The 16,405-nt window shown below is 47.9% G+C and carries 16 protein-coding genes; 5 read left to right on the top strand and 11 right to left on the bottom strand.

Annotated features, from left to right (window positions below):
- Window positions 1–24: 24 nt before the first annotated feature.
- The 7 genes from Cop2CBH44_RS01340 to Cop2CBH44_RS01310 form a co-directional block, all read right to left on the bottom strand.
- Window positions 25–2,529, bottom strand: coding sequence for a TraG family conjugative transposon ATPase (locus Cop2CBH44_RS01340; protein ID WP_004291515.1), 2,505 nt, complete (start codon window positions 2,527–2,529; stop codon window positions 25–27).
- Window positions 2,526–2,858, bottom strand: a complete 333-nt coding sequence (locus Cop2CBH44_RS01335; RefSeq protein WP_004291514.1) for a DUF4133 domain-containing protein — start codon at window positions 2,856–2,858, stop codon at window positions 2,526–2,528. Before Cop2CBH44_RS01335 ends, Cop2CBH44_RS01340 begins: the two co-directional genes overlap by 4 nt.
- 10 nt (window positions 2,859–2,868) lie before the next feature.
- Window positions 2,869–3,186: a DUF4134 domain-containing protein gene (locus Cop2CBH44_RS01330; protein ID WP_002560983.1), complete on the bottom strand. Its 318-nt coding sequence runs from the start codon at window positions 3,184–3,186 to the stop codon at window positions 2,869–2,871.
- A 201-nt stretch (window positions 3,187–3,387) separates the two neighbouring features.
- Window positions 3,388–4,116 carry a hypothetical protein gene (locus Cop2CBH44_RS01325; RefSeq protein WP_004304280.1) on the bottom strand — a complete coding sequence of 243 codons (729 nt, stop codon included), beginning with the start codon at window positions 4,114–4,116 and terminating at the stop codon, window positions 3,388–3,390.
- 16 nt (window positions 4,117–4,132) lie between these two features.
- Complete coding sequence (locus Cop2CBH44_RS01320; protein ID WP_004291505.1) at window positions 4,133–4,486, bottom strand: DUF3408 domain-containing protein; 354 nt, start codon at window positions 4,484–4,486, stop codon at window positions 4,133–4,135.
- A 2-nt stretch (window positions 4,487–4,488) separates the two neighbouring features.
- Window positions 4,489–4,929: a DUF3408 domain-containing protein gene (locus Cop2CBH44_RS01315; RefSeq protein ID WP_004291503.1), complete on the bottom strand. Its 441-nt coding sequence runs from the start codon at window positions 4,927–4,929 to the stop codon at window positions 4,489–4,491.
- Window positions 4,930–4,931: 2 nt separating this feature from the next.
- Window positions 4,932–5,858, bottom strand: coding sequence for a ParA family protein (locus Cop2CBH44_RS01310; protein WP_005783105.1), 927 nt, complete (start codon window positions 5,856–5,858; stop codon window positions 4,932–4,934).
- Here Cop2CBH44_RS01310 and Cop2CBH44_RS16475 point away from each other — a divergent pair.
- The 5 genes from Cop2CBH44_RS16475 to mobC all read left to right on the top strand — a co-directional run bounded on the left by Cop2CBH44_RS16475 (window position 5,857) and on the right by mobC (window position 10,106).
- Window positions 5,857–6,021: a hypothetical protein gene (locus Cop2CBH44_RS16475; RefSeq protein WP_196029218.1), complete on the top strand. Its 165-nt coding sequence runs from the start codon at window positions 5,857–5,859 to the stop codon at window positions 6,019–6,021. The two genes, Cop2CBH44_RS01310 and Cop2CBH44_RS16475, sit on opposite strands and share 2 nt — an antisense overlap.
- Window positions 6,002–6,133: a hypothetical protein gene (locus tag Cop2CBH44_RS16590; protein ID WP_004291490.1), complete on the top strand. Its 132-nt coding sequence runs from the start codon at window positions 6,002–6,004 to the stop codon at window positions 6,131–6,133. The genes Cop2CBH44_RS16475 and Cop2CBH44_RS16590 overlap by 20 nt, the downstream gene beginning before the upstream one ends.
- A 269-nt stretch (window positions 6,134–6,402) precedes the next feature.
- Complete coding sequence (gene mobA, locus Cop2CBH44_RS01305; RefSeq protein WP_004291488.1) at window positions 6,403–6,831, top strand: conjugal transfer protein MobA; 429 nt, start codon at window positions 6,403–6,405, stop codon at window positions 6,829–6,831.
- Window positions 6,810–8,057 carry a conjugal transfer protein MobB gene (mobB, locus tag Cop2CBH44_RS01300; protein ID WP_004291483.1) on the top strand — a complete coding sequence of 416 codons (1,248 nt, stop codon included), beginning with the start codon at window positions 6,810–6,812 and terminating at the stop codon, window positions 8,055–8,057. The genes mobA and mobB overlap by 22 nt, the downstream gene beginning before the upstream one ends.
- A 30-nt stretch (window positions 8,058–8,087) precedes the next feature.
- Complete coding sequence (gene mobC, locus Cop2CBH44_RS01295) at window positions 8,088–10,106, top strand: conjugal transfer protein MobC (protein WP_004291482.1); 2,019 nt, start codon at window positions 8,088–8,090, stop codon at window positions 10,104–10,106.
- Between the two features lie 131 nt (window positions 10,107–10,237).
- Here the strand turns inward: mobC and Cop2CBH44_RS01290 are convergent, their stop codons facing one another.
- The 4 genes from Cop2CBH44_RS01290 to Cop2CBH44_RS01275 all read right to left on the bottom strand — a co-directional run bounded on the left by Cop2CBH44_RS01290 (window position 10,238) and on the right by Cop2CBH44_RS01275 (window position 16,207).
- Window positions 10,238–13,492, bottom strand: a complete 3,255-nt coding sequence (locus Cop2CBH44_RS01290) for a P-loop NTPase fold protein (RefSeq protein ID WP_004291481.1) — start codon at window positions 13,490–13,492, stop codon at window positions 10,238–10,240.
- Between the two features lie 16 nt (window positions 13,493–13,508).
- Window positions 13,509–14,639 carry an ATP-binding protein gene (locus tag Cop2CBH44_RS01285; RefSeq protein WP_004291480.1) on the bottom strand — a complete coding sequence of 377 codons (1,131 nt, stop codon included), beginning with the start codon at window positions 14,637–14,639 and terminating at the stop codon, window positions 13,509–13,511.
- Between the two features lie 301 nt (window positions 14,640–14,940).
- On the bottom strand, window positions 14,941–15,546 hold the full coding sequence (locus tag Cop2CBH44_RS01280; RefSeq protein WP_004304269.1) for an RteC domain-containing protein: 606 nt from the start codon (window positions 15,544–15,546) through the stop codon (window positions 14,941–14,943).
- Window positions 15,547–15,784: 238 nt separating this feature from the next.
- The gene (locus Cop2CBH44_RS01275) at window positions 15,785–16,207 is read right to left on the bottom strand and encodes a dihydrofolate reductase family protein (protein WP_004291474.1); all 423 of its coding nucleotides are present in this window, start codon (window positions 16,205–16,207) and stop codon (window positions 15,785–15,787) included.
- Window positions 16,208–16,405: the final 198 nt, after the last annotated feature.

The following is a 16,405-nucleotide window of genomic DNA, read 5'->3' as shown; positions in this document are numbered from 1 at the left end:
TGGTTGATACATTCTGTTTTTTAGTTATTCCTTGTTTCTCCGCCTTTCGGCAAGCTGCCGGATGGCGGCTTCGATGTCGTCGCCCAGCTTCTCCGCCAGACGGTAAACCTCCACTTTTTCCGTTTCCTCGGTGGTGTACGCCAGATACTCTTCCGCGCTGACCTCCGTGGCATAGACCGCCGACTGCGTGCCGCCCAAGCCTATCCACACCTCCTTGTAGAGCCGTGAAGGGTTGTTCGCCATGTTGATGGAGAGTATCTGCGACTTCTCCTTTTCCGTCAGTCCGAGCAACGCCTGTATCTGGTCGAACTTGTTCATATATTTCCTTTGGTCAAGCAGGATTTTACAATCCGAGTTGTTGATAATGCTCTCTTTGACCACCGGAGAACTGATAATGTCGTCCACCTCCTGCGTCACCACGATTGCCTCGCCGTAATATTTTCTGACCGTCTTATACATATAGCGCAGATATTCAGCCATGTTCGCCGATGAGAGGGCCTTCCAAGCCTCTTCCACGATAAGCTGTTTCCGCACGCCTTTCAGCCGCCGCATCTTGTTGATGAAGGCTTCCATGATGATGATGGTCACGACGGGGAACAGTTCGCGGTTTTCTTTAATCGAATCTATCTCGAAGACGATGAACCGCTTGCCGAGCAGGTCGATGTTCTCCGTGGAGTTGAGCAGGAAATCGTAACGCCCGCCCCGGTAATACTGCCGCATGGTGGTGAGCATGTTGTCGATGTTGAAGTCGGACTTCTCCACCTTGATGTCACGCTGTGCCAGTTCCTTGCGGTAGTCGTCACGCATATACTCGTAGAAGGTGTTGAACGACGGCACGATGCTACGGTCGGATTGGATGCGCTCAATATAGGCACTCACGGCACTGCCCAGCTCGCCGCTCTCCGTCTTTGTCACCTTGTCGTCCTCCGACTTCCAGAGCGTCAGCAACAGGGTCTTGATGCTGTCCTTCTTCTCCACGTCGAAGATGTAATCGTCGGTGTAGAACGGGTTGAAGCTGATGGGCTTATCTTCCGTGTAGGTGAAATACACACCGTCCGCTCCGCCTGTCTTGCGTCGGATCATGCCGCACAAGCCCTGATAGGAGTTTCCCGTGTCCACCAATACCACATGTGCGCCTTGCTCATAATATTGGCGCACGAGGTGGTTCATGAAGAAAGACTTGCCGCTGCCCGAAGGACCCAGCACGAACTTGTTGCGGTTGGTCGTGATACCTCGCTTCATGGGCAGGTCGGAGATGTCAAGGTGCAGCGGTTTTCCCGTGAGCCTGTCCACCATCTTGATGCCGAAGGGCGAGAGCGAGCTGCGGTAGTTGGTTTCCTCTGTGAACAGGCACACCGCCTGTTCGATGAAGGTGTGGAAACTCTCTTCCGCCGGGAAGTCCGCCGCATTGCCGGGTATCGCCGCCCAGTAGAGTGTCGGGCAGTCGATGGTGTTGTGGCGCGGCACGCATTCCATGCTTGCCAACTGGCTGCCCACGTCGTTCTTGATATGCTTCAGTTCCTCCGCATCGTCGCTCCACGCCATGACGTTGAAGTGTGCCCGTACCGAGGTCAGTCCGTAGGAATGGGCTTCGTTCAGGTATTGGTCTATCCACTCGCGGTTGATGCTGTTGCTCCTTGAATAGCGAGATAGCGACTGCATGTTACGGGCGGACTTCTCGAACTTCTGCAAGGTTTCCTCACTGTTGTCTATCAGCACATACTGGTTGTAGATATGGTTGCAGGAGAGCAGAAGCCCCACCGGGGAGGCGAATGACAGTCGGCAGTCACTCCGGTCGGTGGAGAGCTTCTCGTAACGGGTGTCGGTAGCCACCTTGCCCGGCAGGTCTTCCGCGTCGGAGAGGGTGTGCAGACACAGGCGGTTGTCGCCGATGCGCATCTCCCTTGCCGAAAGCTCGATGTCCTGCAAGGTGGTGTCACCTTCCGGCATGAGCGAGAAGTAGCGTTCAATAAGTCCCGTCTTTCCCTCAGTACCCACAATCTCATCGGTGGAGAGGCGGCGCAGCCTGACAAGCCCGCTGTCGTTCATGATGCGCTCGAACTGTTCGCAGGCTTCCAAGAACTTGGTCGTGGTTTCCCTGTCCAGCTCCTTCGGGATGATATGTCCCCGGCACAGCGTGCTGAAATTGCTCTGCATCCGGTTACGCTCCTTTGTTGTCTTGGTCAGGTAGAGGTAGCAGGTGTGTTTCAGGTACGGACGCTCGTTGAAGTGACGCTCGAAAGAGCGGCTTAAAAAGCTCATGTCGTCCTTCTGAAGCTCCGGTTTGTAGCGTTCCTTGATGAACCAGTCCTGTTTGTGGACGACGGAGTAGTCCGGCAGCACCTTGATAGCCTTGCACCAGCAACTGTGTATCGCCTCGTACTCCGCACCCGTCACGGTGTAAAGTTCCGGTAGTTCCACCTCGAAAGCCACCGTGATGTCGGCGTCCTTTGAGATGATGCAGCCATGCTCCACCGCTAAAAGTGGGAACCTGTTTTCCAGTGTTGTCATTTTCGATGTATTCCTCATTGTCTTTCTTCCTTTCGTTGTCGTTTGAACAGACGGGTTATCCGCCGCCGGTTGATAAGGTATCGGGGATGGCTCCGTGCCGCTCCTAATTTCATCAGCCCGTGTTCACCGTACCGGGCGTTCAGCGCGAAGGTCTGCCATACAAGGAGGGAGGACGATGCCGCGCCGAAGCCGATACATATCCACTGGTCGATACCGACCATGTAGAGGATGACGAACAGGACGAAGAGAGCCAGCAGACCTCCGCAGAAGATGAAGAGGTACTGTGCCTTCAAGCCCTTGAACTCTACCGGACGGCCGATACCCTTGTTGATTGGGTATTCAGCCATACATTATTTATTAAAGGAAGAATGAGCGCAGGATGGTGGCGGCAACAATCAGGAAGATGCACGCGCCGAACCACGAGGCGGCTGTCTTGCTGGTGTCGGGGTCGCCCGATGAAAACTTGCCGTACACTTTTACGCCCCCGATAAGCCCGACGACTGCACCGATGGCGTATATCAGTTTAGTTCCGGGGTCGAAATAAGAACTCACCATAGAGGTGGCTTCGTTGATGCCCGCGATGCCGTTTCCCTGCGCGAAAGCGGAGGCGGTTGCGGCGATGACAAGTGCCGCGGAGAGGATTGCTTTTCTGTTTTTCAAGATGTTCTTGTTCATAAACTGTTCTTGTTTTTTGCCGTCAAAAGGGTGGATGGTCCTTTGTCGGGCGGTTGATACTTTGTTTCTTTACTTTGGTTTTAGTGGATGCCCGTTTGTTTCCACGGACGTGGGCGTGTCCGTTGCGGATGGGGATGCGCCTTGCGTTTCCTCGCCGCGTGGGTTGATGTCATTCTTTCATGTTCATTTCTTTTATTGTTGTCATACATAGTTGCGAATGTCGAACTCCTCGATGTTGTCCGGCACGACGAACTCCTTTTCAGATTTCTTCAGCCGAATCTCGATAAGCCCCTTGATGCGGATGCCTATCTCCGAAGAGCCTTCCATCATTTTCTCGTACAACTCCGTGCCCTCCATGTCGGTGAACACCTTAGCCGCCTTTTCACGTTCCGCCTGTGTCGCGTCCGGGTTTTTGGCGGTCTTGCAGGCGTCGTCAATCTCGTCAAAGCTGCTGCCCGAAGCCCGTGGCGTGTCCGAGGCGTCCTCTTCCGGTTCGTCGTCCCCGTATCCCAGTTCCTCCGGCGGTATGCTCGTGAAGGTCTCATCGAGTTTTTCCTCCGGGACTTGTGCCGGGCGGGATGCGTTTCCCGTTTTTCCGTCGTCAAAAGTAGCCTCTTCCTCCGACAGCTCAATGCCTTTTTCAATAGTGGCGGCTTCTTGCGTCGGTATGGCAGCGGTTGTCCGGGTGGATGCCATCCTGAAACGGCTCTTGCCGATGATGTCCGCCTTTTCCGCAGGGACTTCCTCGTGTGCCGCTATGCGTTTAGCCTCATTCCCGTCCAGTGACCGCCATAATCCGACAATGCCCTTGAAGAAGCGGACAATCCGCGTGTCCATGATGCGCTCGTAAAGGAGCAGGAACAGGAACCAGAGGTTGCAGCCGACCGATACCGCCAGCAGAATGTCTGTCATGCTGATTGTGTAATTCATATCCTTCCGTTTTTGGTTAGAATACTGAATTGTAATTTCGGGCATAAAGGCTCTTTATCGCATCTTCGCACTGGTTGAAGTGGTGCGTCAGCACATGGTCGATGTAAGCGGACAGCGTAAGCCGGTCATGCCCGATTACACGGGTGATACGCATGATACGCTCGTGGTACTCCGGGCGCACATACGCCATCTTCCCCTCACGTGCCTTTACTTCCGGGTCGCGGATGAACAGGCGTTCATAGTCCTTCTCACTGCATTTGCCGCTTACCGGGACAGGCGACAGTATTTCCACACTCGCCTGCACTTGGGTAAACATACCTCCGCAGTCTTGCTGTGGTCTTTTTTCATTCGGTGTCATTTCTTTTTCCATTTTCAAATCAGATCTTCACGTTGTTTCTTGTACAGTTCGTTGATTCTCTCCTTGTGCTGTTCCAGATGCTGGCGCAGCACGGTATCCACATATCCGCCTACTGAGATTTCCCCTCCGGCGATGTCGTTCACGATTCTGAGGATCTTGCCGTGGACGTCACGGCTGATATAGACACATTGGCGGGTCTTTATCTCGTTGCGGCGCAGGAATAGCTCGTTGTAGTCCTCGTCCTGCCTTTTCCGGCGTCCACTTTCCCTCTGCGCTTTTTCCCGTGTTACGGGTTGCACAGGAGATGGTTCCGGTGCGGCGGTGTCCTCTTCGGTCGGTGCAGCTGCGGGTACTTCCTGTGCGGGGCGCAGTGTCCCGTCCTGTGTGCGCCGCCCGATGGAGGCTAACAGCAGTTCCTCGTCGATGCCTTCCGTGTTCACTTTCCTGCTGCCCATGCTCACTGCGGTCTGATGATGTCGCTTATCTCTTCGGAAAACTCCCGGATGCCACTCCCTTTCAGCAGTGCCGTGTCCATCGGGAAGATGGTGGAGCGGAAAACGCTCTTGCGCTCTTCCGAAAGGTCACGGCGGAACTTCTTGCTGTCGGGCAAGCGGGTGGAAAGTACCGGAAAGCCCATTTCGGCTATCACTTCCTCGTAGATGCCGTACAAGTCGTTCCTCTCCCTGCCGTCCACCATCGTCCAGAACAGATGCAGCCCCTTTGTTTTCGCCTGTCCGGTAGTCATCAGCCTGTCGCGGAACATCGTGACGAATTTCAGGGTACTCTCCACGACAAAGCGGTCGGCACTCAGCGGAGTGAAAATGTAGTCCATCTGCGAGAGCGTCTTTATCACGCCGTTGCTTCGGAGTGTGCCGGGCATGTCGAAGAACACCACGTCGGGTTTCACGTCCTCAGTGGCAATCATCCTCTCGGCATCGTCGAGGGCGTTCACCGCATTGCTTTTGACGATGGTGTAGGCGTTCTTTTTGATCCGGCGGAAATGGTCGCAAGCGAGAGCCTTGAAGTAGGTGCTGCTGTCGATAAGCCCCATTTCGTGTTCGCGCAGCCCGTGGATGCTGTGCTGCGGGTCGTCGCAGTCCACGACGGCGACATTGTAGCCTTTCACGTTGTGCAGGTAGCTGGCGGCAAGTGCCGTGACAGTGGATTTGCCGATGCCACCTTTCTGTGTTGCGAATGCAACGAAGATTTCCTTACTCATAGTTCCATTTATTTTAATTGTTGATGATTTGTTTTTCTGTTTCCATACGGATTTGGCTGTCGCACCATCCGCTTCCGTGACTACACACGCAGGCGGGTCGTCGCGTATCCGGTTCTGTGGTGAAGCGGTGCGTCGGACAAATGGTGATTGACGACATTGCGTCATGAAGTCATTGAATCCATACGTCACCGAATTGTCGGAGAACCGGGTTTCCGACGGTTCGGGTATCCGTTTCGGCAAGTATCCGAAGAAGCGGATTTCCGGGTATTTGAATGTTCCGTTTATCATATCTTCAAATCGTTCGTTTCTTGAATCATGCTGCAAATAAACAAGTATATTTTGGAACCTGTATCACTTCTCCGGCAAGTGGCGGCACGTTGCGCCGGTTGGCAGTCATTGACCGGGTCAAGCATCTGTCCGATACCGCTTTAAGGGCGTAACTTTGCACCCGGACAGCAGGGTTCGCCGATGACGCGCGGCCCGGAGTCCTGAAAGGTATTTTCCCAATCCGTCCCCTGACGGATTTTTATGTTCACCTGAACATAGCAAGATGTCTTTTCAGCCGCTCAAAATATTTTGAGCAGCCACGAAAAGCACTTGCCCTTGCAGGGGGCGGGCTTTCCCTCCGAAGTCGGGAAGCCTTTCAGAACTGCGGTGCTGTAATCCGAAGCGGCGGCTTATGCCGTCAATCCGCTAAATCCAAAGTAATATGAAAGAGAAAAGGAAAAGCAAATCAGGGAGAAATCCCAAACTTGATCCGGCGGTGTACCGGTACACCGTCCGTTTCAACGAGGAGGAACACAACCGTTTCCTCGCCATGTTCGGAAAATCGGGTGTCTATGCACGGTCTGTTTTCCTCAAAGCGCACTTCTTCGGGCAACCGTTCAAGGTGCTGAAGGTGGACAAGACGTTGGTGGACTATTACACCAAACTGTCGGATTTTCATGCACAATTCCGTGCCGTGGGTACGAATTACAACCAAGTCGTGAAGGAACTGAGGCTGCATTTTTCAGAGAAAAAGGCGATGGCGTTGCTCTACAAATTAGAGCAACACACCGTCGAACTCGTGAAACTGAGCCGCCGGATTGTGGAACTTTCAAGGGAAATGGAGGCAAAATGGTCGCAAAAATCAGTGTAGGAAGTTCGTTGTACGGCGCGATTGCCTACAACGGGGAGAAGATTAACGAGGCGCAGGGGCGGCTTCTCACCACCAACCGCATCTACAATGACGGTTCGGGAACGGTGGACATAGGCAAGGCGATGGAGGGTTTTCTCACCTTCCTGCCACCGCAGATGAAGATCGAGAAGCCGGTGGTGCATATCTCTCTCAACCCGCACCCGGAGGATGTGCTGACCGATATTGAGTTGCAGAATATCGCCCGCGAGTATCTGGAAAAACTCGGTTTCGGAAACCAGCCTTATCTTGTATTCAAGCACGAGGACATCGACCGCCACCACCTGCACATCGTGACGGTCAACGTGGACGAGAACGGGAAAAGGCTCAACCGGGATTTTCTCTACCGCCGCAGCGACCGTATCCGCAGGGAACTGGAACAGAAGTACGGATTGCATCCGGCAGAACGTAAAAATCAGAGATTGGATAATCCGTTGCGCAAGGTGGCCGCATCGGCAGGTGATGTGAAGAAGCAGGTAGGCAACACCGTGAAGGCTCTGAATGGGCAGTACCGTTTCCAGACGATGGGCGAATACCGTGCGCTCCTTTCCTTATATAATATGACGGTGGAGGAAGCGAGGGGCAACGTGCGCGGACGGGAGTATCACGGGCTGGTCTATTCCGTCACGGACGACAAGGGTAACAAGGTGGGCAACCCGTTCAAATCCTCGCTTTTCGGGAAGTCCGCAGGCTATGAAGCCGTACAGAAGAAGTTTGTCCGTTCCAAATCGGAAATCAAGGATAGGAAACTGGCAGACATGACGAAACGCACCGTCCTTTCCGTGCTGCAAGGCACTTATGACAAGGACAAATTTGTATCCCAACTCAAAGAGAAGGGCATCGACACCGTACTGCGCTACACAGAGGAAGGGCGCATCTATGGGGCTACCTTCATCGACCACCGCACGGGATGCGTGCTGAACGGTTCGCGCATGGGTAAGGAGCTTTCGGCGAATGCCTTGCAGGAACACTTCACCCTGCCATACGCCGGACAACCGCCGATACCGCTATCCATCCCTGTGGATGCTGCGGACAAGGCACACGGGCAGACCGCCTACGACAGTGAAGATATATCGGGCGGTATGGGCTTGCTCACTCCCGAAGGTCCGGCGGTAGATGCCGAGGAAGAGGCTTTCATCCGGGCGATGAAGCGCAAAAAGAAGAAAAAACGCAAGGGCTTGGGTATGTAATCAGAGTATCAACAATTAAAAAATCAATGTATGTCACAACAAGAAGACGATTTGAGGGCATTGGCGAAAATCATGGATTTTCTGCGTGCCGTGAGTATCATTTTAGTGGTCATGAACGTGTACTGGTTCTGCTACGAAGCCATCCGGCTGTGGGGCGTGAACATCGGCGTGGTGGACAAAATCCTTCTGAACTTCGACCGCACGGCGGGGCTGTTCCATTCCATTCTCTACACGAAGCTGTTTTCCGTCCTTTTGCTTGCCTTGTCCTGTCTGGGTACGAAGGGTGTCAAGGGTGAGAAAATCACTTGGGGGAGAATCTGGACAGCATTTGCCGTCGGGTTCGTGCTGTTTTTCCTGAACTGGTGGTTGCTGCCCCTGCCGCTGCCGCTTGAAGCGGTGACGGGACTGTATGTCCTTACCATTGGAACGGGCTATGTCTGCCTGTTGATGGGTGGTCTGTGGATGAGCCGCCTGTTGAAACACAATTTGATGGAGGATGTTTTCAACAACGAGAACGAGAGTTTCATGCAGGAAACGAGGCTTATCGAAAGCGAGTATTCGGTCAATCTGCCGACACGTTTCTATTACAGGAAACGCTGGAACAACGGTTGGATCAATGTAGTTAATCCCTTCCGTGCGTCCATCGTGTTGGGTACGCCGGGCAGCGGCAAGTCCTATGCCGTGGTAAACAATTTTATCAAGCAACAGATTGAAAAGGGCTTTAGTCAATACATCTACGATTTCAAGTATCCCGACCTATCTACTATTGCCTACAACCATTTGCTGAACCACCCGGACGGCTACAAGGTAAAGCCGAAGTTCTATGTGATCAACTTCGACGACCCGCGACGCTCTCATCGGTGCAATCCCATTCACCCGGATTTTATGGAAGATATTACGGATGCCTATGAGAGTGCCTACACAATAATGCTCAACCTCAATAAAACGTGGGTGCAAAAGCAGGGCGACTTCTTCGTGGAGTCACCTATCATTCTGTTTGCCAGTATTATCTGGTATCTCAAAATCTATCAGAACGGGAAGTTTTGCACGTTTCCCCATGCTATCGAGTTTCTGAACCGCCGTTACGAGGATATATTTCCGATACTGACCTCTTATCCGGAGCTGGAGAACTACCTTTCGCCGTTCATGGATGCGTGGCTTGGAGGGGCTGCGGAGCAGCTCATGGGTCAGATAGCGTCGGCAAAAATCCCGCTTTCGAGGATGATTTCACCGCAGCTCTACTGGGTGATGTCAGACAGCGAGTTTACGCTGGACATCAACAATCCCGAAGAGCCGAAAATCCTCTGCGTGGGTAACAATCCCGACCGTCAGAATATCTACGGTGCGGCACTCGGTCTGTATAATTCCCGTATCGTGAAGCTCATCAACAAGAAGGGGATGCTGAAGTCATCGGTCATCATCGACGAGTTGCCCACAATATACTTCAAAGGGTTGGACAATCTTATAGCTACCGCCCGAAGCAACAAGGTTGCCGTGTGTCTGGGCTTTCAGGATTTCAGCCAGTTAGTGCGTGACTACGGGGACAAAGAGGCGAAAGTGGTGATGAACACTGTCGGCAATATTTTCTCCGGTCAGGTGGTGGGGGAAACAGCCAAGACGCTCTCCGAGCGGTTCGGTAAGGTGTTGCAGAAACGGCAGTCCATCTCCATCAACCGGCAGGATGTTTCCACCTCCATCAACACGCAGATGGACGCGCTCATTCCACCGAGTAAGATTTCCGGGCTTACGCAGGGAATGTTTGTCGGTTCTGTATCCGACAACTTCAACGAGCGTATCGAGCAGAAGATTTTTCATTGCGAGATTGTGGTGGATGCCGAAAAGGTGAAACGGGAAGAAAGTGCCTACAAGAAAATTCCCGTCATTACAAACTTCACGGACGAGGACGGCAACGACCGCATGAAGGAAACGGTGCAGGCGAACTACCGGCGCATCAAGGAAGAGGTGAAGCAGATTGTGCAGGAGGAACTGGAGCGTATCAAAAACGATCCGGTGCTGTGTAAACTGCTACCAGATAATGAGACTGTCTAACAAGTCCCCAAAATTGAAAATTATCCCTATCGAAGTTTGAAGTGACCCCCAAAAGTTGGATACAATTTTTTTGGGGGGCACTTCAGTTCTGACGGGTAAAATCGTAAAATTCGGACTTGTTAGACAAATACTTACGCGGTTTCAACCTCAGGTACTGAATCTATCGAATTGACAAATTTAACCAATTGCGGATCTGAATCTTTTTGTATGAGGTTTCGGAGACTCTTTTTCAATTCATAAGCATCATCCCCTGCTGTATTTATTAAATCCATATAAAAATCTTTGTTTTGCAGAATCAATGAACGGCATGCCCCATCGGAAATTACAGGTTTCACTATTTTATCAATAACGTCTCCAGCTTGACTTTTCAAATTACCATGCGATCTAAGCCATGTTTCGAAAAATTGAAACTTTATTGCATTGATAGTCTTTTTACCGATGCAGAAATCATTTCTTATATCGGTAACTGTCGATTTAATTTTTCGTTTATCCAATCTTTCAACTATATTCTTGAAACAATTAGGGAAAGGATTCAAACTTTGAGTTCCAGAAGCAATATCCATCAGAATCTTTTTGCCAAATTCAGTCAAGTTATCTGGCAAGGATTTGATTTTAGCCAGTAAATGTTTTATTGCGACAAACCAATAATATGATGTATGTGCTGTTCTTTGGGCGTATAATGTATCAACACTTATTTCAGACAACGCTTCGAACGCTATTTTATTGATATGATCGGTCAGGACATTGCTTATTTTAGTGGTCAAATCGTAAAAAGATGCGTCAGGAATTACATCTTTAATATTGTTCTTAGTGATATACTTATCCAAATCGGTATTCCACTCTGCTAAATGCTCGATAAATACCTCATCCGTTACACCTATTCTGTTCTTAATATCTTCAAATTGGGGCAATATGTCTGAGAGCAATAATTTATAGCCAAGTTTATGATTTACCATGTATTGTAGTGTTTCATTTAATAGCGGTATATTCCATCCCACACTATTTACTAATAAGTCTCCATGATCCACATAATAGTCCATGAGTTCTGCAACATATTTTATATCTCCACCCTCTATTAAGGAAACGGAATGACCATGTGCCAATTGCATGGCGACTAAATCGTAATATCCAGACTCTTTAATGTTTCGGCCATCAGTTTCTAATTCAGAATGCAACTGATTTATGTAGGTTGAATCTAACGTTACAGGTAAAGGTCTTTCTTCGTCAGATGCCAATAAACGATAGGTTGTAAATATAGCCCCTATATTATCTTTATTTACATTCTGTTCATCAATGCAATTCGTGATCGCTTGCAAAAGCGTTGGAAACGTATAGGTAGAATTATCTTTTAACGTTTTTACAATATCTGCATGGTCGAAATTATCGGGTAGTAAGTTTGCCAAATAATTATCGAGCGCCTCCGAATTTGTTGCTACTTGATAATATTTATATGCTTTAGTTGTCGCGTTATCCCGATAGGCAGCATCTGTTGCATTTGCAGCTTGAATATAATCGATAAATGTATTTGGCTTGACTGTTTTTGCTTCAATCAATGACGTAAAATCGCACGCCAACTTATTTTGCGCAATAAACCTGTCTATTGCATCTAACGTTTTGAAATAGTCGCCGCCATTGAAGTCATTGAACCGAACTATCTTCTTATATAATTGAGCAATCACATGGTTTTGGCTTTCCGTGTCTAAATGCAACAGCAGTTCTTGGTATTCGACAGGGAACACCTGCTTCTCTATGGATTCTTTTAATTTCAATTGTGCTATTCTTTGCCATACACGCAGAATAACATCGCTCTTTCGAGTTAATTTATGCAAACAATGTATAATCTTATCGATAAGCGCATTGTCCATACATTGTATAACTTCTTCTAATACAGTGTCAAATTGTTTATTAGTCTCTGCATATTGATTTATGTCGTGGTCTTCTTCTCCGTTGATGCAGCCTTCAATATATTTTTTCAATGGAATTTGTCGAGCATCTTCAACATCGACACCATATACCAAAGCTGCAATTTCGCGTTGTGTTTGCAGATCATTGTTAATTATTGTTTGAATGCCATTCAGATAGTCGCCGGACAATATTTGTTCTACTGGATTTGCCAGAATATCCGTCTTCTTCAAACAGAACAATGCTATGTTTATCATCAAAATTTCGTTACACCACTCTTGTTTAAGAGCGACCATCTCATTGATATATGATATAATTTCCCTAACATTGGCATTAGGATTTACCAATCTGAATATCCGATTTATAGTTTCTTTCGCTTCATTTTCTGTTTCTCCAAATGCTTCAACAAACAGTTTGTTGAATATACTTCGATAGTCGGTAATAACAGGAGGAGCAACACGATAAACAATAGGGAAAGTTTTATTGATAAAATACTTGGTCAGTTGTTTCGTTTGTTCGTCGGTCTCATCTCCGAATGCACAAGCTAAATGTGTTTCATCGAAAGGAATAACAGCCCAAACATTTTCAAAACCGCTATCGGCGAAGAACGTATGGATAGAAGACCATAATTCTTTTACTTTTTCAGCGGGGAGACGATCCATGTTGTCAAAAACAAGGACTAATTTACGTTGTCCTTTTTCCTTGATAAAATCAGAAATGTCTTGCATCCATGTTTTGAACTCGTAAACCGTTGGTTCGTCTTCGCTCAAAGTCTCATAGCAAACGTCCTTTTCGACTTTATCTTGATAAATAGCTAACATATAACTCCATCCATATTTATGATCTTTGCTATATGCCCATTTCCAAACGCACAATGCAATAAGAACTGGCAGTGCAGCTATGATAATAGACAATAAAGAAAACCACCATGTTGTGGGTGTAGGTTTTACTGCATACGCAATAAATGTAAATATCGGAGTTAAAACTGCAACCAAAAATGCCGCAACCATACCATTACTGATAAGGGGATATTTTTCGGTTACGGTCTCCGTTTTACGGGCTAATAAATATTTCAGCTTTTCAGACCATGATACGGTTTTCGTACCTCCACCTTTGACTTTTATTGTTGCATTTCCAGATAGGATACCATCATCAATAAGTTTGCTTGTAAGCAATTCCAATATAGAGCGGCGTTGCAAGTCCTCTTGATGTCCCCATGCGTCATACTCAAAAAAGTAATAGTCGTCTGATAATTCACGTTCCAACATTTTAACCACGTTGGATTTTCCAGATCCCCAAATACCTTCGATGCCGATAATTCGAGGTAAAGTACATTCCTCATCCAATGAATCATTCTGACAAAAATGGCGAGCAATAGTTTTTGCCAACCTTTCTTGCGAACCTCCATCGAATTTGTCAATACCACACGGTTTATTTTGGATAAACCGCGGATATTGCTGTTTGGATTGTAGTTTTGTTTCCATATACGTAATTTATTGATTATACGAACTCCAAATAATTCTCCCGATTTACCACATGAAACTCGGCATAGGGATAGGCTTCTTGGAAGGCTTTCGGTGCGGCCGGCATTTTATTTCCCCACTTGAACTCCAAGGCGGTAAGACTGTCGGCACTCTCCTCAATCAGGTCGATTTCCTGTTTGTCGTAGGTGCGCCAGAAATAGAACTCCCTGTGCAGTCCCTCATTGAAGTTCGCTTTGCGCCGCTCTCCGATGATGTAGTTCTCCCACAGCGCACCGACATCCTGCCGAATGGCCAGCGGTGAGAAAGCCCCGATAATGGCATTGCGAATGCCGTTGTCGTAGAAGTACCACTTGCCAGCTTTTGTAACCTCCTTGCGTAGGTTACGCGAATAAGCCCCCAGACGATAGATAACGAAGACCTTTTCCAATAGGTCGAGGTATTTTTCAACGGTCGTCTTGCTCATGCCGAGTTGTTTACCTAACTCTTCGTAAGAAACTTCGCTGCCCAACTGAAAAGCTATCAATCGCAGTAGATCGCGCATCTTGCTCGAATTTTTTAAGCCGTCAATTGCTAAGATATCTTTAAGCAGGTATGCACCGACAATATCACGTAGGTAGTCTGTTTTACGTTCATAGTTCTCCATCATTACTACTTCGGGATAGGAACCGTAAATCAAGCGCGCTTCGAGGTTCTGGCGGGTTTCAAGTGCCGTTTCCGTCTGTGCGATTTCCCGTTGCGAGAATGGTGTAAGGAGAAATTGCGTACTGCGGCCGACCAACGGTTCACCAGTCTTATTCAGCAAATCGAATGACGAAGAACCACTTGCCAAGACACTTATTCCCGGTATTTCATCAACTATCAACTTCAGAATACTACCGATTTGTGGTATGTTCTGTGCCTCATCAATAGCCAGCAAATCAATACCATCCAATAAATGCCGATAATTGGCTATTGAGCGATTCTCCAATAGTGCTAATGTGTCGTAGTCTTCGCCGTTGAGCATCATCGTCCTACCTGAATAGTTGTCCACAATTTTACGCATCATTACCGTTTTACCAACACGGCGAGCACCAAAAATCAGTACTGCTTTATTGGGCGCGATTCGTGCTGTAATCTTCTCTTGAAGTATTCTATTTACTGTTTCCATACCTTATAAAATATAATGCAAAGATAATCATATTTTTTTAATTGGCGAATTTTACAAAAAAAACGGGCTATTAAATGGCGATTTTTACAACCACAATCTTATGGAAGTTGTTTCATTGTTTTTAGTAATGATATATGTTCATACTATGATGACTCAATAATTTACCAGACATACGTTTCTGAAATTTGTCCTTATAGGAATGAAAAACTCACATATATTGTGCTAATTAATATATAATTAAATGAAAATAAAAAGACAGGATACGAGTATTCCTGTCTTCTCATATGTAATGGATATTTTTTTATTTTCTCATCCGCTCCAACTCCTCATCACGCAACATTCTCTCGTTCAGTTTTTCCTGCATCCTGTCAATGAAATAGGTGCGGCTTTCGTTCTTCCGGCGTTTGATATCAGTGTAGAAGCGGTAGCAGTCTTTAGAATCAACCCCGAATATCTTATAGAGAAGTGGGGCGAGCTGTTTGAGCGGCATATTGCCGTTGTTGATGCAGCCCATCACGTCTATGCCGTAGATAAGTTCCACGAGGTCGATGGCATTGCCCGTCCATTGAAGAAGGCTGGCGGTGGTTTCTGTTGCGTTGTTGGCGGATATTAGTGGTGGCACTTGGGGCGTGGCAAGGAATTTCTGCATCTTTCTTACGAAAGACAGAGCCTTGCTGACGTAGGCGGCAATCTCTCTTTTTTCTTCTGACAGATTACGTACGGGATGGTGCTGCAACTCGATTTCGATGTAGGCAAGCGCGATGACGGTAAGGTTCATGTCCATGCCGCCGTTGCACAGTTCGATCACTTGGGTGGCGAAAGCCGTGTATGCCGTTTCCATATTGCAGTCGCCGGCTTCGTTTATCAGGCGGAAAAAGTCGGTTTCCGCCAGCAAGAAATAATTCATGGTTCTGTCAATTTTGAAAATTACACTTTGTTTTCTGCGTGCGCACATGAATATAATTGGCAAAAAACGCGGCAGAAAATAAAAAATCCAACACTCAATTTTACAAAGTGCTGGATTTCAGAGGTATAAAATTCAGTATTTTTTCACAAGGACAAATTATCTCCGACTTAAATTGTTTGTAATCGGAACATTTATTCTATTCCTGAAAATAGAAATGTATGCTTGCCGCACATTTTGGCTATCTTGCTTTTTTATCAAGGATATAGATAATGCGACATACACCGTTGGGATAGCTTTTCAAAGAGGAAAGCGTCCAGTGTTGCTCTGGCAGAGCCGACTTAAAAAAATGTCGTCCGCTTCCGGATATGAAAGGAACGGTGTATAGTATGATTTCATCCACAGCGTGCATCCGCAGCAGTCCGTTTATATAGTCTGCCGTGTCCGGTGTGGCTTCCGCGAGGTAACGGATGTTTGTGCAGTCTTTTCTCCATTCGTGCAGCATTGAAATGGAATAGTCCGGTGTCACACGGTAAAAGGCTTTCTTCCTGATTTCATCAAGACCGCAACGGTCAAGGCACAAATCCTGATGTGCTTTATCATATAACTCTGAAGAAAGACATCCGTCCATCGTCAGTACGGCGAGAATCTGAACTTTACCCATAATCGTTTCCTTTCGTTAGGCAAGGGTAAAAAAGTAGCGTGCAATTCACACTACCTTCAAGCGATGGCTCTGGTAAAGCCTTTACGGAGAGTACGTGAATGCACGCTATGCGTAAGCATAGCATAAGCATCACGCAATCGTCTCCGTAGTTCCAATTTACCAGATTTTCGCTTGAAACGCCTTGCGGTCTTATCCTAT

The organism is Coprobacter secundus subsp. similis (assembly GCF_015097275.1).
GTDB lineage: Bacteria > Bacteroidota > Bacteroidia > Bacteroidales > Coprobacteraceae > Coprobacter > Coprobacter secundus.
Note: the sequence above shows the minus strand (reverse complement) of the source record. Positions and strands in the feature narration are given on the sequence as shown.